Below are 22,657 nucleotides of genomic sequence, written 5' to 3'. Positions count from 1 at the left end.
CGGCATCAGCCCAAGCGCCGCTGCGGTGCCTGCACACCGTAGCGCTGCTGCCAATCCTTCCAACGCACACGCCCATCGCGCACCAGCCAACCGTCCTGCTCGGCAAAGCTTTCCGAGAGCCATACACCACGGGTGCTGGCGGCGATCAGCTCACCTTCGCGCAAGGTGTACAAACCTCCCGTGGGCTGCCCCTTATGCAAAGCCAACAGATACAGGTCGGGGCGGCGTCTTTCCAGGCGCGCCACCAGGCTACCGCCCTCTAGACGCTCATCGACATGGAACAGACTGGGCGTGCGGACATCACGCGGCAGCTCCAGGCTCAGGTCATAGACCAACTGCAAGGATGCAGTGGGCACATGCACATAGGCGCGCGGACGCTCAAGCAAACGCAGGTTGCCACACTGCACGGGACGCGCAGCACCTGACAAGGGGCTGAGACGGAAATGACTGCTCTCGCGATAGCGCAAGGCGCCCTGATAAGGCGTCGGCAGCCAGGTGTCACCGAAGCGGCCACCGAGCCAACCCTCCTCAGTTTCGATCAGACACTCCTCGGCCACTTCCTGAATGGCCGTGAGCAACGGCAGATTCAACTCGTGCGCGGGCACATAGCCGGAGATCAGCTTGAGCACCGTATCGCCACGATCCGGTCGACGCTGGCGCACCAGCACCCAATAGTCGCGCCCCTGCAATCGCAGGGTCAGGCGCACCGACACGCCCAGATTGGCCAATTCAATAGAGAAGCAGCGGCTATCGGCAACGTCCACCGGACGCCGCCTGTCGAGCATCTGACGGAAATTCAGCGGCTGGCCAAGGCTCTGATAACGAAGGCCTTCAGAGCTGGCCTCGACGAACAGTGGCAGGGTCTTGAAGCGACTCGGGTCCTTGCGAATCAGCGTACGCGACATCTCGGCTCCTCATGAACTCGTGCCGGGCAATATGTGCCCGACGAGGGATAGGGCGAAACAGTCTGCTAGGCTGCCTCAGGCCAAGTGACAGACACAACCTGATCCTGTAAAGGAACGTGACGAACTCAGCCCAGCTCGCCGATCACCGCCGCCGCCGTGGCTACGTTGGCGGCCAGATGCTGCGGATTAATGGTGCCGACGATGGCGCTACTCACACCAGGATGGGCGAAGATCATCTCGAAGCTGGCGCGCACCGGATCAACACCTTCGGCCAGGCAGACATGCCCACTAGCCAGAGCCTTCTTGATCAGAATGCCCTTGGCGTGACTGGCAGCGTAGTCCAAAACCGGCTTCTCGCCCTGTTCACTCAGGTTGTAAGTAACCATGGCGCAGTCCCCCTGCTGCAACGCCAGCAGCCCGCCTTCGACGGTCTTGCCGGAAATGCCGTAGCCGAGAATCTTGCCCTCGCGCTTGAGCGCCTCCAGCGTCTCGTAGACGCCCGTGTCGCGCAGTACCGCCAGATCATTGCCATCGGAGTGCACCAACAGCAGATCGATACGATCGGTTTCCAGACGCTTGAGACTGCGCTCCACCGACAAGCGGGTGTGCGCGGCGGAAAAATCAAAGTGCGACTGGCCCCGCTCGAACTCCTCGCCCGTCTTGCTGACGATCACCCACTCATTGCGCTGGCCGCGCAGCAAGGGGCCGAGGCGCTGCTCACTGACGCCATAGGCAGGCGCCGTGTCGATCAGGTTGATACCCAGCTCACGTGCCTGATGCAACAGGGCAAGTGCCTGGGCATCGTCGGGGATGGTGAAGCCATTGGGGTATTTGACGCCCTGATCGCGGCCCAGCTTGACCGTACCCAGCCCCAATGGCGACACGCGCAGGCCGGTACTGCCAAGTGGGCGATGCAGATTGTGCAAACTCATGGCAGCAGGGTCTCCCACACCGGCTGGGCAACCGGCGGGCGCGGCAACTCGGGCAGCGGCGCCTGGGCGCCAGGTTGCACGCCATCGCGAGCCAGGGCTTGCAGTACGCGGTCGGCGAAATCCGGCGACAGCGCCAGTTTGGTCGGCCAGCCCACCAGCAAGCGGCCCTGTTCAGCCAGGAAGGCATTGTCCGGCCGCACCAGGCCTGATTGCGCCGGTTCTGCACGGTCGACACGCAGGGTCGCCCAACGGATCTGGCCCTGGTCGAGCCAGGGCAGCAGCGCGGCAATTTCCTTCTGTGCGGCCTGAATCTGCGCAGTCTCGTCACGCGCTACGCCATCGGCCTCGGCCAGATCGCCACCGAGGTACCAGACCCATTGGCCATCGGCTGCCGGGTGCGTGGTCACCGTCACCCGCGGCTTCGGCCCGCCGCCCAGGCAGTGGGCATACAAGGGCTTCAGCGCCGCCCCCTTGGCCAGCACCATGTGCAGCGAGCGCAATTGCTGGCGCGGCTGCTCGATACCGAGCGCGGCCAGCAGTGCAGCGTTACCCGCACCGGCACTGAGCACGACACGCTGCGCGCGAATTTCGCGGCCATCGACACGCAAGCCGACCAGCTCATCCGCCTCGTGCAGCGGCTCGATGCGCTCTCCAGCGAGCAGGCCATCGCCGGCCAGCTCGGCCAGGCGCGCGATCAGGCTGGGCACGTCCAGCACCAGCTCGTTGAGTCGATAGACCTTGCCCTTGAATTTGGGGTCGCGCAGCGCCGGAGGTAGCTGATCGCCCTTGACCGCATCGACCCGCGTACGCATGGCCTTGCTGGCGAAGAAGCTGGTCAGATTGCCCGCCAGAGTCCCCGGCGACCACAGGTAATGCGCGTCAGAAAGCAAACGCACGCCGCGCAAATCCAGCTCTCCATCACCGGCCAGTGCCTCACGCCAGCGCCTCGGCATGTCGCCGATGGCCTCGGCAGAACCGGTCAGCGCACCATGCAAGGCGTACTTGGCGCCGCCATGAATGATGCCCTGCGACTTCACGCTCTGCCCGCCGCCCAGGCTCGCCGACTCCACCAAAAGCGTGGAGAAACCCTGACGGCGCAGACGGGCATTGAGCCAGAGGCCGGCGATACCGCCGCCGACGATCAGGACATCGGTGCTGAGAGCTTGGGACATAGACGGGCCTCGAAGAAAAACAGGGGCGCAGTATAACCCTCGGGGAAGCCGCAAGCGGCAAGCTTCAAGCCACAAGTCCGCTTGTGCTCAATGCCCGGTCGAGTGCGAGAACAACTGGATCACCACCACGCCGCTGACAATCAGCCCCATGCCCAGGATGGCCGGTAGGTCGAGCTTTTGTTGATAAAGCACCAGCGCGGCGATGCTCACCAGGACGATGCCCAACCCCGCCCAGATGGCGTAGGCGATGCCCACCGGGATGCTGCGTACCACCAGGGTCAACATCCAGAAGGCGATGGCGTAGCCGCCGATCACCAGCAGCAACGGCAAGGGTTTGTTGAAGCCGTCAATGGCCTTCATCGAGGTGGTGGCGATGACTTCGGCGGCGATGGCGATAGCGAGGTAGAGGTATCCGGTCATGGCGGCGACTCCTGTATGAAGCGAGGATTCTAAGGCCCACAGCGATGGGATAAAGTCATTACCTATCTGCTTTGGAGATAGGCCAGCCATGAACTGGAACCTCGACCAACTTCACCTGTTCGTCCGCACCGCCGAAAGTAACTCCTTCTCAGCCGTGGCCCGTGAAACAGGGCGCGCGCAGTCCGCCATCAGCACCGCCATCGCCCTGCTCGAAGCGGATCTGGGCATCACCCTGTTCGAGCGCAGCAGCGGTCGCCAGCCACGCCTAACCGACGCCGGCCTGGCCTTGCTCGCTGAAGCGCGCAGCATCCTGCAGCAATGCCAACGACTGGACGGCCGCGCCCTGCGCCTGGCCCGTGGCGAAGAAGCGCGTCTACGCCTGGCCCTGGACGAGGCCATGCCTTACCAACCGGTACTGGCTAGCCTACAAGCGCTGGCGGACGCCTTTCCCCTGCTCGAAGTGCAACTGTCCAGCGGCGCGCAGGGCGATGTGGCGCGCAAGCTGGTGCAGCGTCAGGCCGATCTCGGTCTGCTGTTCCATCACGAACAGATGCCCGCCGAGCTGGAAAGCCAACGCCTGGGCACCATCGAAATGGTCACGGTGTGCAGCCCGCAACATCCCCTGGCCGACCTCGCAAGCGTCGAACGGCGCGACCTGGCCGAACACCGACAATTACTGATGACCCCGCAGGACAGCCGCTACCCAGGCGGGGAGCCAATCAGCCCACTGCTGTGGCGCGCCGACAGCTTCTACGCCATGGCCGAATTGGTCGTGCGCGGGCTAGGTTGGGCCTGGCTGCCACGGCATGTCGCGCAGTACCCCACCTACCTCGGCCACCTACAAGAACTGCGTAGCGACTGGGCACCGCCGCCTCTAATGGTGGAACTGATATGGCGCCGCGACACCGCACTCGGCCCGGCAGCAAGCTGGCTGGCCGACTGCCTGGCGCAAGAGCTGCTGCGCCCGCAGGCCTGAGTGGGCTTCCAGGCTCGGGCCGGCGGCGCTAGCAGGCCGTTGAAAAACGTAGGCGAGGCAGCCAATGCAAGGCAAGAACAGGCGAAAAAGCGGAGTTTACGAGCTGTAAATGAGCATTTTGAGCCTGTTTTTAACGCAGCAGTGGCAACGCAGATAGTTTTTCAACAGCCTGCTAAGCTGCGCACCCATGAACAGACTCCTCTACACCCTGCTACTGCACCTGGCCCTGCCCCTGATCGCCCTGCGCCTGGCCTTGCGCGCACGCAAGGCGTCGGCCTACGCGCAGCGCATCAAGGAGCGCTTTGCCTTCGACCTGCCGCCCATGCAGCCCGGCGGCATTTGGGTGCATGCCGTATCGGTGGGTGAAAGCATCGCCGCCGCGCCGATGATCCGCGCGCTACAGGCGCGCCACCCCGAGCTGCCGATCACCGTCACCTGCATGACCCCGACCGGCTCCGAACGCATCCAAGCCATGTTCGGCGACAGCGTGCAGCACTGCTACCTGCCCTACGACCTGCCCTGGGCGGCAGCGCGCTTTCTCGACCGCGCCCAGCCACGCCTGGCCGTGGTGATGGAAACCGAGCTGTGGCCGAACCACATTCATCAGTGTGCCAAGCGCGGCATTGCAGTTGCTCTGGCCAATGCACGCCTGTCCGAACGCTCAGCGCGCGGTTATGCACGCTTTGCCAAGCTCACCGCACCGATGCTCGCCGAGCTGTCGCTGATCGCCGCACAAACCCAGGCCGAGGCGCAGCGCTTCCTGGCGCTTGGCGCACGCCCCGAGTGCGTAGACGTAACCGGCTCGATCAAATTCGACCTGAGCATCGCTGCCGAACTGCCGCAGCGCGCTGCCGAACTACGCCAACACTGGCAGGCCCAGCAGCGCCCCATCTGGATAGCTGCCAGCACCCATGCTGGCGAAGACGAGATCATCCTGGCCGCCCACCAGCAGTTACTGCGAACCAGGCCGGACAGCTTATTGATCCTCGTCCCACGTCACCCGGAGCGCTTCAACGCCGTGCACACACTGTGCCTGAGCCAAGGCCTGCACACGCGTAGGCGCTCCACGGGGGAAGACGTGCAGGCAGGGGATCAGGTACTGCTCGGCGACACCATGGGCGAGCTGCTGTTTCTCTATGCCCTGGCCGATATCGCCTTCGTCGGCGGCAGCCTGGTGGCCAATGGCGGGCACAACCTGCTGGAGCCAGCAGCGCTGGGCAAGCCCGTAGTCAGCGGCCCACACCTGTTCAACTTTCTGGAAATCGCCGCACAACTGCGCGAGGCCGGCGCGTTGAGCGAAGTGGAGAACGCCACAGAATTGGTCAACAAGATCGCCGCATTGCTGAACCAGCCCGAATCAGCCAAACGCATGAGTGATGCCGGCCTGGCCGTACTCAAGGCCAACCAGGGTGCGCTGGAGCGCCTTCTGGCAGGACTGCAGCGCCTGCTATAACCGGACGTTCCGGGTAAAGAGCCACAAACGAAAAGCCTGACTTCGCGTCAGGCTTTTGCGTATCCGGGTTTCAGTACCCCTGACCGTTCTTCAACCGCGCCTCGGCGGCCGAGGCCAGGTCCGGCGGCAGGAAGTCCTTGTCCGGGTTGTAGTCCGGCTTGAGGAAACGACCCAGCGCTTCCAGGTCGCTCGGGCTCAGCGTGCCAGCGGCCTGTTTCAAACGCAGGTTGTTGAGGATGTAGTCGTACCGCGCGTCATTGTAGTTACGCACCGCGCTGTACAACTGACGCTGAGCATCGAGCACATCGACGATGTTGCGCGTACCAACCTGATAGCCAATCTCGGTGGCTTCCAGGGCGCTCTGGTTGGAGATGATCGACTGGCGCCGCGCCTGCACGGTATCCACATCGGTGTTGACCGCGCGGAACAGGTTGCGCGTGTTCTGCACCACCTGGCGGCGCAGGCTCTCGCGCAGTTGCTCGGTCTGCCCCAGACGCTGGTAGGCCTCGCGCACCTGCGAGCTGGTCAGGCCGCCGCTGTACAACGGGATATTGAGTTGCAGGCCGATCGAGCGCTGCGAGACGTCACCGCTGTAACCCGGCGACAAAGGCGAGTTCGAGTTGGTGAAGCCCAGGCTGTCGTTGTCACCTTTCTGATAGCTGGCAACGGCATCGAGGGTCGGCGCATGGCCAGCCTTGCGCTGGCGCAGATTTTCTTCGGCCGCACTGACCGCATAGAGGCTGGCCTGCAGATTAAGATTCTGCGCCGCGGCGGTATCGACCCAGGCCTTGGCATCATTCGGCGTCGGCGCCAGCACCGGCAGGCTGTGGACGATCCCCTCGACCGCCACGTAGTCGCGATTGGTTAGCGCCACCAGCGCCTCGAAGGCGTCGTCCACGGCACGCTTGGCCAAGAGTCGGTTGGCACGTGCGGTGTCAAAACCGGCCTGCGCCTCAAGCACATCGGTCTTGTCGGAGAGGCCGACATCGAAGCGCTCGTTGGCCTGATCGAGCTGGCGTTTGAAGGCCGCTTCCTCAGCGCGAGTCGAGGCTAGGTTGTCCTGCGCACGCAGAACAGCGAAGTAGGTTTCGGCGCTCTGCAGGATCAGGTTCTGCTCGGTAGCCGACAGCTCCAGTGCCGCCTGTTCGCTAGTGGCCTCAGCGGCCTGCAACTGGAACCAGCGGTCAGCGCGGAACAGTGGCTGGCTCAGGTTGGCCTGATAGACCAGGCCACTGCGCGAAAGGGTCGAACTGGGCGAGTCGATCTCGGTGCGCGTGTCGCCATAATTGGCGCCTGCCGAAAGATTGGGCAGCAGCCCGGCACGCGCCTGTGGCACCACCTCACGACGCGCCTTGTAATCTGCTCGGGCAGCAGCGATATCGGCGTTATTTCGTGCGGCTTCCTGGTAAACGGTTACCAGATCGGTCTTGCTCGACAGGGGCGCCTCTTCGCCGTGAGCCGGGCTCAGCGAAGCAGCGGCCACGGCAAGGGCCAGGGAAAGTCTGCGCAACATGGGGTCGTTCCTTGAATCAGGCGGTAATCGGCAAGGCTACGGGCGGCCACTGGCCAGGGTCAAGGGCCGCTCCAGCGGCTTGAGTCTAGTTTGCAAGAAGCTTTGTTGCTCGACTGCAACAATGCCTGTCGTCAAAGCGTGACGACCGCGTTCCGACGCACGGGTCGACTTATTTCAGCCACTCGCTTGGTTTTACCTGCGCGCCTTGATTAGACTGCGCCAGTTCTTGTCGGGGTGCCTCATGTGAGGGGCTGAGATTGGCTAATGCCGGATCCCGTTGAACCTGATCAGGTTAAGGCCTGCGTAGGGAACAAGATGTCCTCGCCGCATTCGTGGCGAGTCTCTCGGCACCGCCCTCGGTGCGCCCGCGCTCGTACTCCGCCCAGGTTCTACTCCGACATCCAACCCGGAGAGCCCTGATGAGTACACAACAACAAAAGCACCTGAGCGAAAGCGCCCAGGTCGACCAGCAGTCCGTACAGCCCTTCCCCCGTTCGCAGAAAGTCTATGTGCAGGGCACACGAGCGGACATCCGCGTGCCAATGCGCGAGATCAGCCTGGATGTGACGCCAACGGACTTCGGCGGCGAGATCAACGCGCCGGTCACCGTCTACGATACCTCCGGCCCCTACACCGATCCGAACGTCAGCATCGACGTGCGCAAGGGCCTGGCCGACGTGCGCAGCGCCTGGATCGAGGATCGTGGCGACACCGAGAAACTGCCGGGGCTCTCCTCCGAGTTCGGCCAGCGTCGTCTGGCCGATGAAGAGCTGACCAAGATGCGCTTCGCCCACGTGCGCAACCCGCGCCGGGCCAAGGCTGGGCACAACGTCAGTCAGATGCACTACGCCAAGCAGGGCATCATCACGCCCGAGATGGAATACGTCGCCATCCGCGAGAACATGAAGCTGGCAGAAGCGCGCGAAGCCGGCCTGCTCGCTGAGCAGCACGCCGGCCACAGCTTCGGCGCTGCGATCCCCAAAGAAATCACCCCCGAGTTCGTGCGCAGCGAAGTCGCCCGTGGTCGCGCCATCATCCCGGCCAACATCAACCACGTGGAGCTGGAGCCGATGATCATTGGCCGCAACTTCCTGGTGAAGATCAACGGCAATATCGGCAACTCGGCGCTCGGCTCCAGCATCGAGGAAGAAGTCGCCAAGCTGACCTGGGGCATCCGCTGGGGCTCGGACACGGTCATGGATCTGTCCACCGGCAAGCACATCCACGAAACCCGCGAGTGGATCATCCGCAACTCACCGGTACCGATTGGCACGGTGCCGATCTACCAGGCGCTGGAGAAGGTCGGCGGCATCGCCGAAGACCTGACCTGGGAGCTATTCCGCGACACCCTGATCGAGCAGGCCGAGCAAGGCGTGGACTATTTCACCATTCACGCCGGCGTGCTGCTGCGCTACGTGCCGCTGACCGCCAAGCGCGTCACCGGCATCGTCAGCCGTGGTGGTTCGATCATGGCCAAGTGGTGCCTGGCGCATCACAAGGAAAACTTCCTCTACACCCATTTCGACGACATCTGCGAAATCATGAAGGCCTACGACGTGTCCTTCTCGCTGGGTGATGGCCTGCGCCCCGGATCCATCGCCGACGCCAACGACGCCGCACAGTTCGGCGAGCTGGAGACCCTCGGCGAACTGACCAAGATCGCCTGGAAGCACGACGTGCAGTGCATGATCGAAGGCCCCGGCCACGTACCGATGCACCTGATCAAGGAGAACATGGACAAGCAGCTCGAATGCTGCGACGAGGCGCCGTTCTACACCCTCGGCCCGCTGACCACCGATATCGCACCGGGTTACGACCACATCACCAGCGGCATCGGCGCGGCGATGATCGGCTGGTTCGGCTGCGCCATGCTCTGCTACGTCACGCCCAAGGAGCACCTGGGCCTGCCGAACAAGGATGACGTCAAAACCGGCATCATTACTTACAAGATCGCCGCGCATGCGGCCGACCTGGCCAAGGGTCATCCGGGCGCGCAGATCCGCGACAATGCGCTGTCCAAGGCGCGCTTCGAGTTCCGCTGGGAGGATCAGTTCAACCTCGGCCTCGACCCGGACACCGCGCGCGCCTACCACGACGAGACGCTGCCCAAAGATTCGGCCAAGGTGGCGCACTTCTGTTCCATGTGCGGGCCGAAGTTCTGCTCCATGAAGATTACCCAGGAGGTGCGCGACTACGCCAAGGAGCAACGTATCGAGGCCGTCGATGTGGATGCCGAACAAGGCATGCAGGCCAAGGCCGAGGAGTTCAAGGCGCAAGGCAGCCAGCTTTATCAGCGTGTGTAACAGGCCGTCACGCAAGCTTGATCTGACGGCACTATGCTCGATAGTGTGACGTTAACGGGCCGCAGTTCGCCGAACATTGAAAACCCAAAGCGGTCTTTCAATGATCTGCCAGGCCCGTTACGACCATCTGGAGCGCCCCATGGACAAGAACGACATCGACATCCTCACCCGCGAGGAATGCTTTCGCGGCTTCTACCGGCTCGACCGAGTCAAGTTGCGTCACCGGCAATTCTCCGGCGCAATGGGCCCTGAGCTGACCCGTGAGCTTTTCGTACGTCACGACGCCGTGTGCGTACTGCCTTACGATCCGCAGCGCGACGAAGTGGTACTGATCGAACAGTTTCGTGTCGGCGCCATGGACAAGGCAGCCAATCCCTGGCTGCTGGAACTGGTCGCCGGGCTGATCGACAAAGACGAGGAACCCGAAGAAGTCGCGCGCCGCGAAGCCGTCGAAGAGGCCGATCTGACGCTCGGCTCACTGTGGCCAATCACCCAGTATTTCCCTTCCCCTGGCGGCTCCGATGAGTTCGTCCACCTGTTTCTCGGTCGCTGTGACAGTAGCGCGGCTGGCGGTGTGCATGGATTGGCCGAAGAAGGCGAAGATATCCGTGTGCACGTAATGCCACTGCAAGATGCACTGGCCGCGACACGTGATGGTCGCATCAACAATGCGGCCAGCCTCATCGCCCTGCAATGGTTGGCACTGAACCGTGATGAAGTAAGGGGCATGTGGTCATGACCCTGCTGCGCGAGCGCTACCGGGTCGACCTGGTCGAGCTGCAAAGCACTTGCGAGGCCAATTACGCGCGCCTGATGCGCCTACTGCCGAGCATGCGCAACGAGCATCAGTCGCGCCGCGTAGCCCTGAGTCAAGGCGATCACCTGCTGGGGGTGCTCAATCTGGAAGTGCTGGAGAGCTGCCCCTACACCACCACGGTGTGCGTGCGCCAGGAGCACAGCCTGCCCTGGTTACCAGTGCCGCAACTGCACGTGCGCGTCTACCATGACGCCCGCATGGCAGAAGTGGTTGGTGCCGAGAACGCCCGGCGCCTGCACATTCGCTACACCTACCCGAATGCCTCCATGCACCAACCGGACGAGAAGAGTCAGCTCAATCTGTTTCTCGGTGAGTGGCTAAGCCATTGCCTGGCCTGCGGTCACGAAGCGCAATCGGTTATCTGAGTCCTCGGTACACAGCTCTCTGCGCAATACACGAGGCGACCTGGCGCGCCTCGCTCGCCGGTACAGGCTGCCGATGAAATTTCCCGCCCCGAGCATAGGCATGCATTGACGAAAAAGGATGGCAAAGTAACATCATAGCGCCAGCCTCAAAATCGAACAGCAAATCCATACAGCACCAATAGCAGACGTGTTATCGACCATTAACCGCCGAATGCACTGCTTTTCTGTGATGTACGTCCAGTTCCTGGGTTTTCTCTTTACTGCGGCAGCCACCATAATTCAGTCGATTGCGACCTAGGAGACCGCCTTGCCGAGTCATGCCCCCCTTGCCACCGATTCCTCGGTGCTGCTGGTGCAACTGTCCGACAGCCATCTGTTCGCCGAAGCAGACGGCAAGCTGTTGGGCATGGATACCTACGCCAGCCTGCAGCGGGTGATCGAGCAGGTGCAGCAAGAGCAGCCTGAAATCGACCTGATTCTGGCCACAGGTGACCTCTCGCAAGACGGCAGCCTGGAGTCCTATGAGCACTTTCGCCGCTTGACCGAAACCTTCGCCACACAGGTGCGCTGGCTGGCCGGCAACCATGATGAAGTCCCGCCAATGCAGGCGGTCTGCAGCGGCACCGCCTTGCTGGAGCCTGTAGTCGATGTCGGCAACTGGCGTGTCATCCTGCTCGATTCATCGATTCCGGGGGCGGTGCCGGGCTTTCTCGCCGACAGTCAGCTTGAGTTACTTGAGCGTGCACTGGCCGAAGCGCCGCAGCGCCATCACCTGATCTGCCTGCACCATCATCCGGTCCCCATCGGCTGCAAATGGATGGAGCCCATCGGCCTGCGTAACCCGGCAGCCCTGTTCGCCATCGTCGACCGCTACCCACAGGCGCGAGCTATTCTCTGGGGGCATATCCACCAGGAATTCGACCAGCAACGCGGCGATCTGCGGCTGATTGCCTCGCCCTCGACCTGCGTGCAATTCGCCCCCGGTAGCGAAGAGTTCCAGGTTGGTAGCGAAGCCCCCGGTTACCGCTGGCTGCGCCTGCACGCCGACGGCACGCTGGAAACCGGTGTCTCGCGCGTTACCGGCATCACCTTCGAGATTGATTACAGCGTCAAGGGCTATTGAGGCCACAAGCTGCAGGCCTCAGGCTGCAGGAAAACCGCTTTGCTCTTGCCTGAAGCCTGCCGCCTGAAGCCTATCGCCGCTTTTTGTAGTAGCCTCCCGCACCATGACTGCGCCCATCCTTTATATCCACGGCCTCAACAGCTCGCCCGCCTCGCACAAGGCCAGGCAACTAAGCCGCGTGATGAACCATCTGCAAATCGCTGAGCAGTTACACGTACCGGCGCTGCATCATCATCCACGTCAAGCCATGGCCCAGCTCGAAGCGCTGGTCGCCGAACTCGGTGCGCCACTGCTGGTGGGCAGTTCGCTGGGCGGCTACTACGCCACCTATCTAGCCGAGCGCCATGGCCTCAAAGCCTTGCTGATCAACCCGGCCGTGCGTCCGCACCTACGCTTCGACGGCTACCTCGGCCCGCAGCGTAACTATTACAGTGACGAAACCTGGGAACTCACCGAGGATCACGTCTACGCTCTGGCCGAGCTGGAAGTGGCGCCGCCACAAGACGCCAGCCGTTATCAGGTGTGGCTGCAGACCGCTGATGAAACCCTCGATTACCGCGACGCCGAGCGCTACTACCAGGCCTGCGCCCTGCGTATCCAGGCCGGTGGCGACCATGGCTTCCAGGGTTTTACCGAACGCCTGCCAGCACTTTTCGCATTCGCCGACATTGGCGCCATACTCTGGCGCGATACCGACTTTTCCGCCTTCAATTGACGATCAAGAGAGCACATGGCCCAGCAGAACGCCTATAACGCCGACGCTATCGAAGTCCTTTCCGGCCTCGACCCGGTGCGCAAGCGCCCGGGCATGTACACCGACACCACACGCCCCAACCACCTGGCCCAGGAAGTAATCGACAACAGCGTCGACGAAGCGCTGGCTGGGCACGCCAAGACCATCCAGGTGATCCTCCACGAGGACAACTCGCTGGAAGTGCTCGACGATGGACGCGGCATGCCGGTGGACATCCACCCGGAAGAAGGCGTACCGGGTGTCGAGCTGATCCTCACCAAGCTGCACGCCGGCGGCAAGTTCAGCAACAAGAACTACCAGTTCTCCGGCGGTCTGCACGGCGTCGGTATCAGCGTGGTCAACGCCCTGTCGACCCGTGTGGTGGTCACCGTCAAGCGCGATGGCAACGAGTACCAGATGAGTTTCGCCGACGGCTTCAAGGCCAGCGAACTGGCAGTCATCGGCACGGTGGGCAAGCGCAACACCGGCACCAGCGTGCACTTTTGGCCGGACGCCAAGTATTTCGACTCCTTCAAGTTCTCCGTCAGCCGCCTCAAGCACGTGCTCAAAGCCAAGGCCGTGCTGTGCCCGGGCCTGTCGGTGACCTTTGAAGACAAGGCCGCCGGCGAGAAGGTCGAGTGGCTGTACGAGGACGGCCTGCGCTCCTACCTGGTCGATGCCGTCAGCGAATTCGAGCGCCTGCCCGCCGAGCCGTTCTGTGGAGCCCTGGCTGGCAACAAGGAGGCCGTGGACTGGGCCTTGCTGTGGCTGCCCGAAGGCGGCGACGCGGTGCAGGAAAGCTACGTCAACCTGATCCCTACCGCGCAAGGCGGTACTCACGTCAACGGCCTGCGCCAGGGTCTGCTCGATGCCATGCGCGAGTTCTGCGAGTTCCGCAATCTGCTGCCGCGTGGGGTCAAGCTGGCACCGGAAGACGTCTGGGAACGCATCGCCTTCGTCCTCTCGATGAAGATGCAGGACGCGCAGTTCTCCGGCCAGACCAAGGAGCGTCTGTCCTCACGCGAAGCTGCTGCCTTCGTCTCCGGCGTGGTCAAGGATGCCTTCAGCCTGTGGCTCAACGCCAACCCGGAAACCGGCCTGGCGCTGGCCGAGCTGGCCATCAGCAACGCCGGGCGCCGCCTCAAGGCCGGCAAGAAAGTCGAGCGCAAGAAGATTACCCAGGGCCCAGCACTGCCCGGCAAACTGGCCGACTGCGCCGGACAGAACCCGCTGCGTTGCGAGCTGTTCCTAGTCGAGGGGGATTCGGCCGGCGGCAGCGCCAAGCAGGCACGCGACAAGGAATTTCAGGCCATCATGCCGCTACGCGGCAAGATCCTGAACACCTGGGAAGTGGACGGCGGCGAGGTGCTGGCCAGTCAGGAGGTGCACGACATCGCCGTGGCCATCGGCATCGATCCCGGCTCCAGCGACCTTTCGGCCCTGCGCTACGGCAAGATCTGCATTCTCGCCGACGCCGACTCCGATGGTCTGCACATCGCCACCCTGCTCTGTGCCCTGTTCGTACGGCACTTTCGCCCGCTGGTCGATGCCGGCCACGTCTACGTGGCCATGCCGCCGCTGTATCGCATCGACCTGGGCAAGGAAATTTTCTACGCCCTGGACGACGCAGAGCGCGATGGCATCCTCGACCGCCTGGTGGCCGAGAAGCGCCGTGGTAAACCGCAGGTCACGCGCTTCAAGGGCCTCGGTGAGATGAACCCGCCGCAACTGCGCGAAACCACCATGGACCCAAACACCCGGCGCCTGGTGCAGCTCACGCTGGATGATTTCGAGGGCACCCGTGAAGTAATGGACATGCTGCTGGCGAAAAAACGCGCCAGTGACCGCAAGAACTGGCTGGAATCCAAGGGCAACTTGGCCGAGGTATTGGCCTGATGCGTTACTTGCTACTCGCTACCAGCCTGCTGGCTGGCCTAGCACAGGCAGAGCCAGGCGCACTGGAAGAACTGGGCCTGGACGCCGAATACCCGGTCAGCGGTATGCCCAACGGCAACTTATCCGGGCTGGCCATATGTGGCGAAACCCTGTGGGGCGTATCGGATCGCGACGATGACCGCGTGTTCCAACTCAGCCTCGCAGGCGATCACCTACAGGCAGAAGCGGAAACCTTCGCGGCCCCGGAGCCGCCTGAAAGTCAGCAACCCTGGGGCCTGCGCATGCGCAACTGGGCAGCCAGCCAGGTACGCGGCGGCACCCTGGACTTCGAAGGATTGAGCTGCGACACACAGGGCAACCGTTACCTGACCAGCGAGACCCAATCCGCCGTGTTGCAACTCGGCGCCAACGGCAGCGCGCAGTGGCTGCGCCTGCCCAACGCGCTGGTACGCCAGGCACGCGCCAGTGGCATGCTGCTGCACTTCAACCAAGGTTTCGAAGGTATCGCCATTGACCCCGCAGGCGAACGCCTATGGCTGGCCGCCGAACAACGCCGCCGTGGCCTGGCTGTGCTGCTGCGCAAAAGTAGCGCCTGGCGCTGTAGCGGCGGTTGCGTGCTACTCAATGAGAGCGGTATGGAGCCCTCGCCTGCCGCATTAGGCGGGCACAACGCCCCGCGCGACTTTTCCGGCCTGGCCTATTTCAATGACAAATTATTCACCCTCGAACGCCAGGCCTATCGCATCTGCCGCCGCTCGCTGAGCGATGGCGCAGTCGAGCGCTGCTGGTCGTTCGCCGCCGAAGCGCTGAGCGAGCCACGCCGCTACCCGGTGGACTACGGCGTAGCCGAAGCGTTGTGGGTCGACAAAGATGGCGCCTGGATCGGTGTCGACAACGGCAGCCAGACCCGTGCCGATGGCGAAGATCGTCCAATTGTCTGGCGCTTCAAAGCCCCTGAGGGCGGCTGGAGTCAGCGTCAGTGAGCGAACAGGCGCCGGGCAAACGTGCCGGACGAGTGATGTGGGTGCTCGCCTGGGGCGCAGGCCTGCTGCTGGCCACACATTTTTTCGGCAACTGGGAAGACCGCCAGCGCAACCCTAATCAGGTGCCGCAGTCGGTGCATGGCGAGGGTTACGTGGAAGTCAGCCTGGTCGGCAACCGCCAGGGGCATTACCTGCTGGACGGGCAGATCGACGGCCAAGCGGTGACCTTCCTGCTCGACACCGGCGCCACTGCCGTGGCCATCCCCGAAGCACTGGCACGCAAGCTTGGCCTCGAACGCGGCTCCCCGATCACACTGAGCACCGCCAATGGCCGTGCCACCGGGCACCGCACTAGCCTGTCCAGCCTGCGCCTGGGCGACATCGAACTGCGCGACGTGGCCGCGCTGATCGCCCCCGGCATGGACGGCGACGAAGTGCTGCTGGGCATGAGCGCCCTGAAGCAACTCGAATTCACTCAGAAGGGCGGCACCCTGGTGCTGCGCCAATCAACCCTGCAATGAGGCCCGCATGAGCGAATCCCTCGATTTGAGCCTGGAAGGCGTGGAGCGTCGGTCGCTGGCCGAGTTCACCGAACAGGCCTACCTGAACTACTCCATGTACGTGATCATGGATCGCGCCCTGCCGCATATCGGCGACGGCCTCAAGCCGGTACAGCGCCGCATCATCTATGCCATGAGCGAGCTGGGCCTGGACGCCGACTCCAAGCACAAGAAGTCGGCGCGTACCGTCGGCGACGTGCTCGGTAAATATCACCCGCACGGCGACAGCGCCTGTTACGAAGCCATGGTGCTGATGGCGCAGCCGTTCAGCTACCGCTACACCCTGGTCGATGGCCAGGGCAACTGGGGTGCACCGGACGATCCCAAATCCTTCGCCGCCATGCGTTACACCGAAGCGCGCCTGTCGCGCTACTCGGAAGTGCTGCTCGACGAACTGGGCCAGGGCACCGTCGACTGGGTGCCGAACTTCGACGGCACCATGAATGAGCCCGCCACCCTGCCGGCGCGCCTGCCCAACCTGCTGCTCAACGGCACCACCGGCATCGCCGTGGGCATGGCCACCGACGTGCCGCCGCACAACCTGCGCGAAGTCGCCGCTGCCTGCGTGCGCCTGCTCGACGAGCCGAGCGCCAGCGTCGAACAGTTGATGGAACACGTACAGGGCCCGGACTTCCCTACCGAGGCGGAAATCATCACGCCGCGCGCCGATCTGCTGAAGATCTACCTGAGCGGTCGCGGCTCGGTACGCATGCGCGCCGTGTACCGCGTCGAGGACGGCGATATCGTCGTCACCGCGCTGCCGCACCAGGTCTCCGGGGCCAAGGTGCTGGAGCAGATCGCCGCGCAGATGCAGGCCAAGAAGCTGCCGATGGTCGCTGACCTACGTGACGAGTCCGACCACGAGAACCCCTGCCGTATCGTCATCATCCCGCGCTCCAACCGCGTCGATGCCGAAGAACTGATGACCCACCTGTTCGCCACCACCGATCTGGAGTCCAGCTACCGGGTCAACACCAACGTCATCGGCCTCGACGGCAAGCCGCAGGTCAAGGATCTGCGCACCCTGCTCAGCGAGTGGCTGGTGTATCGCGTCGGCACCGTGCGCCGCCGCCTGCAGTTCCGCCTGGACAAGGTGGAGAAACGCCTGCACCTGTTGGAAGGCTTGCTGATCGCCTTCCTCAACCTCGACGAAGTCATCCGCATCATCCGTAGCGAGGATCATCCCAAGCCGGTGCTGATGGAGCGCTTCGGCCTCACCGACATCCAGGCCGATTACATCCTCGACACCCGCCTGCGTCAGCTCGCCCGCCTGGAAGAAATGAAGATCCGCGGCGAGCAGGACGAACTGGCCAAGGAGCGCGAGAAGCTGCTGGCCCTGCTCGGCAGCGAAGCCAAGCTGAAGAAGCTGGTGCGCAAGGAAATTCTCGAAGACGCGGAGAAATACGGCGACGACCGCCGCTCGCCGATCGTCGAGCGCGCCGAAGCCCGCGCCCTCTCGGAAACCGAGCTGATGCCGACCGAGCCGGTCACCGTGGTGCTCTCGGAAAAAGGCTGGGTGCGCTGCGCCAAGGGCCACGACATCGACGCCACCGGTCTGTCCTACAAGGCCGGCGACGGCTTCAAGGCGGCAGCGCCAGGCCGCTCCAACCAGTACGCGGTATTTATCGACTCAACCGGCCGCAGTTATTCGCTGGCCGCGCACTCGCTGCCATCGGCACGCGGCCAAGGCGAGCCACTGACCGGCCGCCTGACGCCGCCGCCTGGCGCCAGTTTCGAGTGCCTGCTGCTGCCCGATGACAGCGCGCTGTACGTGATCGCCTCGGACGCTGGCTACGGCTTCGTGGTCAAGGGCGAAGACCTGCAGGCCAAGAACAAGGCAGGCAAGGCCTTGCTGACCTTACCCAACGGTGCACATGTGGTCGCACCCAAGCCGCTGAACAGCCTCGAAGACGACTGGCTGGCTGCCGTCACCACCGAAGGCCGTCTGCTGTTGTTCCCGGTGCGCGACCTGCCGCAACTGGGCAAAGGCAAGGGTAACAAGATCATCGGCATCCCCGGTGAACGCGTGGCCAGCCGCGAAGAGTTCCTCACCGACCTGGCCGTTCTGCCGAACGGTAGCAGCCTGGTCTTGCAGGCGGGCAAGCGTACCCTGACACTCAAGGCTGACGACCTCGAACACTACAAGGGTGAGCGCGGCCGCCGCGGCAACAAGCTGCCACGCGGCTTCCAGCGTGTCGATCAACTGCTGGTCGAGTGAGCCATTGCGTCCGCCTGCCAATCGACAGACGGCAGGAAGGGCTGGAGTCGCAAGGCCGTTTGACGGATGATACGCGGCTCGGGCTGCCCATAAGGCAGCCCATCGGCATGAAATGCTAATGCTATTGATGTGCAGCCTTCATCCTGGCTGCCGGGATCTGATGATGACCGTAGTACGCCCCCTGGCCCTATTACTCACCACCCTGCTAACACTGAGTGGCTGTAGCCTGCTGCAGCCCAAACCGGTACCGCTCTATCAGCTAGACGCGGGCGAAGCCGTAGCACCGAAACAGCAAAACGGTGTCGCAGTTCTAGTCGGGCCGGTCAGCATTGCCGACTATCTGCGCAACGGCAATCTGTTGCAGCGCCAGGCTGACGGCAGCCTCATGGCCGCACCCAATGCACGCTGGGCCAGCGGCCTGGCCAACGATATCGACCAACAACTGCTGCGCCAGTTGGCATGGCGCCTCGACAGCCAGCGCCTGGTGCTAGCTCCAGCCCCTGGTTTCAATGCCGATGCGCAAGTGATGCTGACCATCACCCGCCTCGACTCTGGCCCTCAAGAGCCCGCCGTACTGGAAGCCCAATGGCGACTGCTCGATCGGCGCGGCCAATTGCGTGACAGCCGCCTGATCCACCTCGAAGAGAAGCACGATGGCAGCCTGCCACAGCAGGTCAAGGCGCAAAGTGCTCTGCTGCAGCGCATGGCCGCCGAATTGGCCGTAGCCATTCAACCAGTGGTAGCACTTGCCGAACAACCTGCCGCCAGCGCACGCAAAAAGCCCACACAACCCAAACCGGAAGTCCAGGCACCACCACAGGTACCAAGGATTCCGGTAGCCGAGCCCATCAAGATCGAGAAGGGCGTGTTCCGCTTCTAAACAAAAGCCCGCTGAAGCGGGCTTTTTTAGCGATACAGTACGTGCAACACAGTGCCTACTTGCTGCGAATCTTCTCGACGATTGCAGTTGTGGAGCTGTTCTCTACCAAACCGAGCACACGCACCTCGCCACCATAGGCCTGGACGATATCGGCGCCGACCACCTGGTCGATGCCATAGTCACCGCCCTTGACCAGCACATCCGGCTGCACTTGCTTGAGCAGACGCTCGGGCGTGTCCTCGCAGAAACTCACCACCCAATCCACCGCCCCCAAGCCGGCCAGCACCGCCATACGGCGGTCTACGGCATTGATCGGGCGACCGGGACCTTTGAGACGACTGACCGAGGCGTCGTCATTGATCGCCACGATCAGGCGATCACCCTGGGCACGCGCCTGCTCCAGATAAGTCACATGACCGGCATGGAGAATGTCGAAACAACCGTTGGTGAAGACGATCTTCTCGCCATGAGCACGCGCGTCCTCAATGGCGATAAGCAACTGATCCAGGCTCAGCACACCGCGCTCGGAGCCCTCTTCACGCTGCACCGCACGACGCAGCTCCGGCGCGCTGATCGCCGCCGTCCCCAGTTTTCCAACGACGATGCCAGCCGCCAGATTGGCCAGGGCCACGGCACAGGGCAACTCCTCAGCAGCGGCGATGGAGGCCGCCAAAGTGGAGATCACCGTATCACCGGCACCGGTGACATCGAACACTTCACGGGCGCGGGCCGGCAGATGCAGCGGAGCGTGCTCCGGGCGCAATAAGGTCATGCCATGCTCGCCACGGGTCACCAACAAAGCGCCCAGCTCCAACTCATGCATCAGCTTGGCGCCCTTGCTGACAAGCTCGGCCTCATCGACGCAACCACCGACGATAGCCTCGAACTCATGCAAGTTGGGAGTAATCAGACTAGCCCCACGATAAATGGAGAAGTCCTTACCTTTCGGATCGGCCAATACTGCAATGCCCTTCTTGCGAGCTGCCTGGATCAGCGCCTGATGGTTTTGCAAAGCACCTTTGCCATAGTCCGAGAGCACCAGCACCTTGACCCCGGAGAGTAGTGCCTCGACCTCACGCGCCAACGCCTGGGCATCGGTGCGAAAAGGCTCCTCAAAGTCCATGCGCAACAGTTGCTGATGACGACTCATCACTCGCAGCTTGACGATCGTAGGCTGGTCGTCAAGGCGCTGAAAGTGAGTTTCCACACCTGCCCCACGCAGGCTATCGCTAAGGCTTTCGGCTGCTTCATCCTCACCGGTTACGCCGACCAGTACGGCGCGTGCGCCCAGCGCAGCGATATTCAGTGCGACGTTGGCAGCACCACCGGGGCGATCCTCGATCTGATCGACACGCACCACTGGCACGGGCGCTTCCGGGGAAATCCGTGAGGTACCGCCATGCCAGTAGCGGTCGAGCATGACATCGCCCACAACTAGGACGGACGCTTGATCGTAACGAGGCATGGACAGCTTCATGGACACTCCAGGGCGGTAAAAAACGCCGCAAATCATAGCACGCCCGTCACATACCACGCGGCACGAGCGAGAAGACCGTCAGTATCAGGACACCACCTCGGCCTGTTCAGCGACTTCATCTTCAGCGAAATGCTGGGCATGCAGACGAGCGTAATAGCCATTGAGTGCGAGCAGTTCGGCGTGGGTACCACGCTCAACAATCACACCCTGATCCATTACCAAAATCTGATCGGCCTTCTCGATCGTCGAAAGGCGATGAGCGATTACCAAGGTTGTACGCCCTTTCATCACCTCATCCAGCGCTGACTGAATATGCCGCTCGGACTCGGTATCCAGAGCCGAAGTGGCCTCATCGAGGATCAGCAACGGAGCGTCTTTGAGCAGAGCACGGGCGATGGCCAGACGCTGACGCTGGCCGCCGGAAAGCAGTACGCCATTCTCGCCGACCAGGGTGTCGTAACCCTGCGGCATCTTCTCGATGAACTCCGCCGCATACGCGTCGGCTGCAGCCCGCTGCACAGCTTCCAGTGGCGCACCGGCCAAATCGCCATATGCAATATTGTTGCGTACGCTGTCATTGAACAGGGTGACATGCTGGGTCACCAACGCGATATGTCGTCGCAGGTTGCGCAGGGTATAGGCTTCGATAGCCAGACCATCGAGCAGAATCTGCCCCTGCTCGTGTTGATAAAAGCGCGGGATTAGATTGGCCAGAGTCGATTTGCCACTACCAGAACGCCCAACCAGTGCAATCATCTGCCCAGGCTCAGCCGTGAAGGAAATATTATTGAGCACCGGTTTCTGTGTGCCCGGATAGCTGAAGCTCAAATCACGCACTTCCAAACGGCCACTGATGTGGTCACGTGCCTGCGAGCCATGATCGACCTCTGGCTCCTCGTCCAATTGCTCGAAGATGCTCTCAGCACCTGCCAAGCCCTTCTGAATGGTGGAGCTGACCTCGGACAACTGACGAATAGGTTTGGGCAGCAAGCCAGCCAGCGTGATGTAAGCCACCAAATCGCCCGCCGATGCATCACCCCGTAACCACAAAACGAGAAACATCAGCACAGCCATGGCGCTGTAAATCACCAACTGCAGCGATGGCGTATAAACCGCCCCCGTACGCACCATCTTTAGCTGCTTGCTTTTATTCGCTTCACTGGCCGCCCAAAAGCGCTGCTTCTCGTAATCTTCACCGCCAAAACTGCGCACTACGCGGTAGCCCTGAATACTTTCCGAGGTCACATGGGTAACATCGCCCATACTGGTCTGAATCTTCTTGCTCTGCTTGCGGAATTTTTTGCTGGTGCTACTCACCATCAGACCAATCACAGGCAGAATGGCCAGCATCACCAGGGTCAGTTTCCAGTTCATCCACAGCAGCGTGGCAAACAGAAACAGCACTGTCATTCCCTCGCGCACCACAACCTTGATCGCATCGGTCGCAGCTCCCGTCACCATCGTCACGTTGTAGGTGATGCGTGAGATCAGATGACCGGAGTTGTGGTTGTCGAAGTAACGGTTGGGCAAGGTCAGCAGGTTGTTGAACAAGGCAATACGCAGATCTTGCACCAGGCCCATGGAAACCTTGGCCAAAAAGTAATTGCCCAAGAAAGAACCTACGCCCTGCCAGAGCGCAATCAGCACAATCAGTAACGGCACAGCCTGGAGCAGCTTCAAATGCGCCAGCCAAGGTGCATGCTCCAGCAACCAGGGGGCCCCTGCAAAAAGACTCGCTTCAGGATTGGACAAGCCATCAACAAAATACTTGAGGATGTAACCCATCATTGGCTGAGTAGAAGCAAAGATTAGGAAGCCACTAATGCTGATAGCGAATAGCCCCCAGTAAGGCACCACATAACGCAGCAGCCGCAGATACACCTTCACACTGGATTGCTGGGTAGAATTGGCCATTCGGCATGTCCCACAAC

19 protein-coding genes and 1 riboswitch are annotated in these 22,657 nt (G+C 62.4%); of the genes, 12 read left to right on the top strand and 7 right to left on the bottom strand.

Going from position 1 to position 22,657, the window contains the following annotated elements; all coding sequences use genetic code 11:
- Nucleotides 1-5 precede the first annotated feature (5 nt).
- From AERO9A_RS01410 to AERO9A_RS01395, 4 genes are all read right to left on the bottom strand, one after another.
- Nucleotides 6-905: a metal ABC transporter ATPase gene (locus AERO9A_RS01410; protein ID WP_159970132.1), complete on the bottom strand. Its 900-nt coding sequence runs from the start codon at nucleotides 903-905 to the stop codon at nucleotides 6-8.
- A 125-nt stretch (nucleotides 906-1,030) separates the two neighbouring features.
- On the bottom strand, nucleotides 1,031-1,837 hold the full coding sequence (locus tag AERO9A_RS01405) for an aldo/keto reductase (protein WP_159970131.1): 807 nt from the start codon (nucleotides 1,835-1,837) through the stop codon (nucleotides 1,031-1,033).
- Entirely contained in the window at nucleotides 1,834-3,009 is a 1,176-nt protein-coding gene (locus AERO9A_RS01400) for an FAD-binding oxidoreductase (protein ID WP_159970130.1), read from the bottom strand. Before AERO9A_RS01400 ends, AERO9A_RS01405 begins: the two co-directional genes overlap by 4 nt.
- Before the next feature lie 87 nt (nucleotides 3,010-3,096).
- Complete coding sequence (locus tag AERO9A_RS01395) at nucleotides 3,097-3,429, bottom strand: multidrug efflux SMR transporter (RefSeq protein WP_159970129.1); 333 nt, start codon at nucleotides 3,427-3,429, stop codon at nucleotides 3,097-3,099.
- Between the two features lie 88 nt (nucleotides 3,430-3,517).
- On the opposite strand from AERO9A_RS01395, the gene AERO9A_RS01390 reads away from it, so the two are divergent.
- Both AERO9A_RS01390 and waaA read left to right on the top strand, forming a co-directional pair.
- Nucleotides 3,518-4,405 (top strand): LysR family transcriptional regulator, encoded by an 888-nt coding sequence (locus AERO9A_RS01390; protein WP_159970128.1) that lies wholly within the window; start codon nucleotides 3,518-3,520, stop codon nucleotides 4,403-4,405.
- Between the two features lie 187 nt (nucleotides 4,406-4,592).
- Complete coding sequence (gene waaA / locus AERO9A_RS01385; RefSeq protein ID WP_159970127.1) at nucleotides 4,593-5,858, top strand: lipid IV(A) 3-deoxy-D-manno-octulosonic acid transferase; 1,266 nt, start codon at nucleotides 4,593-4,595, stop codon at nucleotides 5,856-5,858.
- 70 nt (nucleotides 5,859-5,928) lie between these two features.
- Here waaA and AERO9A_RS01380 read toward each other — a convergent pair whose 3' ends face one another.
- Complete coding sequence (locus AERO9A_RS01380) at nucleotides 5,929-7,371, bottom strand: TolC family outer membrane protein (protein ID WP_159970126.1); 1,443 nt, start codon at nucleotides 7,369-7,371, stop codon at nucleotides 5,929-5,931.
- A 220-nt stretch (nucleotides 7,372-7,591) separates the two neighbouring features.
- A riboswitch (TPP riboswitch) is annotated at nucleotides 7,592-7,698 on the top strand.
- A gap of 92 nt (nucleotides 7,699-7,790) precedes the next feature.
- On the opposite strand from AERO9A_RS01380, the gene thiC reads away from it, so the two are divergent.
- The 10 genes from thiC (at nucleotide 7,791) to AERO9A_RS01330 (ending at nucleotide 19,249) form a co-directional block, all read left to right on the top strand.
- Entirely contained in the window at nucleotides 7,791-9,674 is a 1,884-nt protein-coding gene (thiC, locus tag AERO9A_RS01375) for a phosphomethylpyrimidine synthase ThiC (RefSeq protein WP_159970125.1), read from the top strand.
- Nucleotides 9,675-9,813: 139 nt separating this feature from the next.
- Nucleotides 9,814-10,413 carry an NUDIX domain-containing protein gene (locus tag AERO9A_RS01370; RefSeq protein WP_159970124.1) on the top strand — a complete coding sequence of 200 codons (600 nt, stop codon included), beginning with the start codon at nucleotides 9,814-9,816 and terminating at the stop codon, nucleotides 10,411-10,413.
- Entirely contained in the window at nucleotides 10,404-10,856 is a 453-nt protein-coding gene (locus AERO9A_RS01365; protein WP_159970123.1) for a DUF1249 domain-containing protein, read from the top strand. The genes AERO9A_RS01370 and AERO9A_RS01365 overlap by 10 nt, the downstream gene beginning before the upstream one ends.
- Nucleotides 10,857-11,163: 307 nt before the next feature.
- Complete coding sequence (gene cpdA / locus AERO9A_RS01360) at nucleotides 11,164-11,979, top strand: 3',5'-cyclic-AMP phosphodiesterase (protein WP_159970122.1); 816 nt, start codon at nucleotides 11,164-11,166, stop codon at nucleotides 11,977-11,979.
- Nucleotides 11,980-12,082: 103 nt separating this feature from the next.
- Nucleotides 12,083-12,694, top strand: coding sequence for a YqiA/YcfP family alpha/beta fold hydrolase (locus AERO9A_RS01355; RefSeq protein ID WP_159970121.1), 612 nt, complete (start codon nucleotides 12,083-12,085; stop codon nucleotides 12,692-12,694).
- 15 nt (nucleotides 12,695-12,709) lie between these two features.
- Nucleotides 12,710-14,608: a DNA topoisomerase IV subunit B gene (gene parE / locus AERO9A_RS01350; protein WP_159970120.1), complete on the top strand. Its 1,899-nt coding sequence runs from the start codon at nucleotides 12,710-12,712 to the stop codon at nucleotides 14,606-14,608.
- Entirely contained in the window at nucleotides 14,608-15,591 is a 984-nt protein-coding gene (locus tag AERO9A_RS01345) for an esterase-like activity of phytase family protein (RefSeq protein ID WP_159970119.1), read from the top strand. The genes parE and AERO9A_RS01345 overlap by 1 nt, the downstream gene beginning before the upstream one ends.
- Entirely contained in the window at nucleotides 15,588-16,112 is a 525-nt protein-coding gene (locus AERO9A_RS01340) for a TIGR02281 family clan AA aspartic protease (protein WP_159970118.1), read from the top strand. Before AERO9A_RS01345 ends, AERO9A_RS01340 begins: the two co-directional genes overlap by 4 nt.
- A 7-nt stretch (nucleotides 16,113-16,119) precedes the next feature.
- The gene (parC, locus tag AERO9A_RS01335) at nucleotides 16,120-18,369 is read left to right on the top strand and encodes a DNA topoisomerase IV subunit A (protein ID WP_159970117.1); all 2,250 of its coding nucleotides are present in this window, start codon (nucleotides 16,120-16,122) and stop codon (nucleotides 18,367-18,369) included.
- A gap of 160 nt (nucleotides 18,370-18,529) precedes the next feature.
- On the top strand, nucleotides 18,530-19,249 hold the full coding sequence (locus AERO9A_RS01330; protein WP_159970672.1) for a membrane integrity-associated transporter subunit PqiC: 720 nt from the start codon (nucleotides 18,530-18,532) through the stop codon (nucleotides 19,247-19,249).
- Between the two features lie 55 nt (nucleotides 19,250-19,304).
- Here AERO9A_RS01330 and hldE read toward each other — a convergent pair whose 3' ends face one another.
- Together hldE and msbA are read right to left on the bottom strand one after the other, a co-directional pair.
- Nucleotides 19,305-20,726, bottom strand: a complete 1,422-nt coding sequence (gene hldE / locus AERO9A_RS01325; RefSeq protein ID WP_159970116.1) for a bifunctional D-glycero-beta-D-manno-heptose-7-phosphate kinase/D-glycero-beta-D-manno-heptose 1-phosphate adenylyltransferase HldE — start codon at nucleotides 20,724-20,726, stop codon at nucleotides 19,305-19,307.
- Nucleotides 20,727-20,810: 84 nt separating this feature from the next.
- Nucleotides 20,811-22,640: a lipid A export permease/ATP-binding protein MsbA gene (gene msbA / locus AERO9A_RS01320; protein WP_159970115.1), complete on the bottom strand. Its 1,830-nt coding sequence runs from the start codon at nucleotides 22,638-22,640 to the stop codon at nucleotides 20,811-20,813.
- Nucleotides 22,641-22,657: the final 17 nt, after the last annotated feature.

It is taken from the genome of Pseudomonas sp. 8Z, assembly GCF_902506535.1.
Lineage (GTDB): Bacteria > Pseudomonadota > Gammaproteobacteria > Pseudomonadales > Pseudomonadaceae > Aquipseudomonas.
The sequence above is the reverse complement of the archived record's forward strand: the minus strand, read 5'-3'. Positions and strand labels throughout refer to the sequence as shown.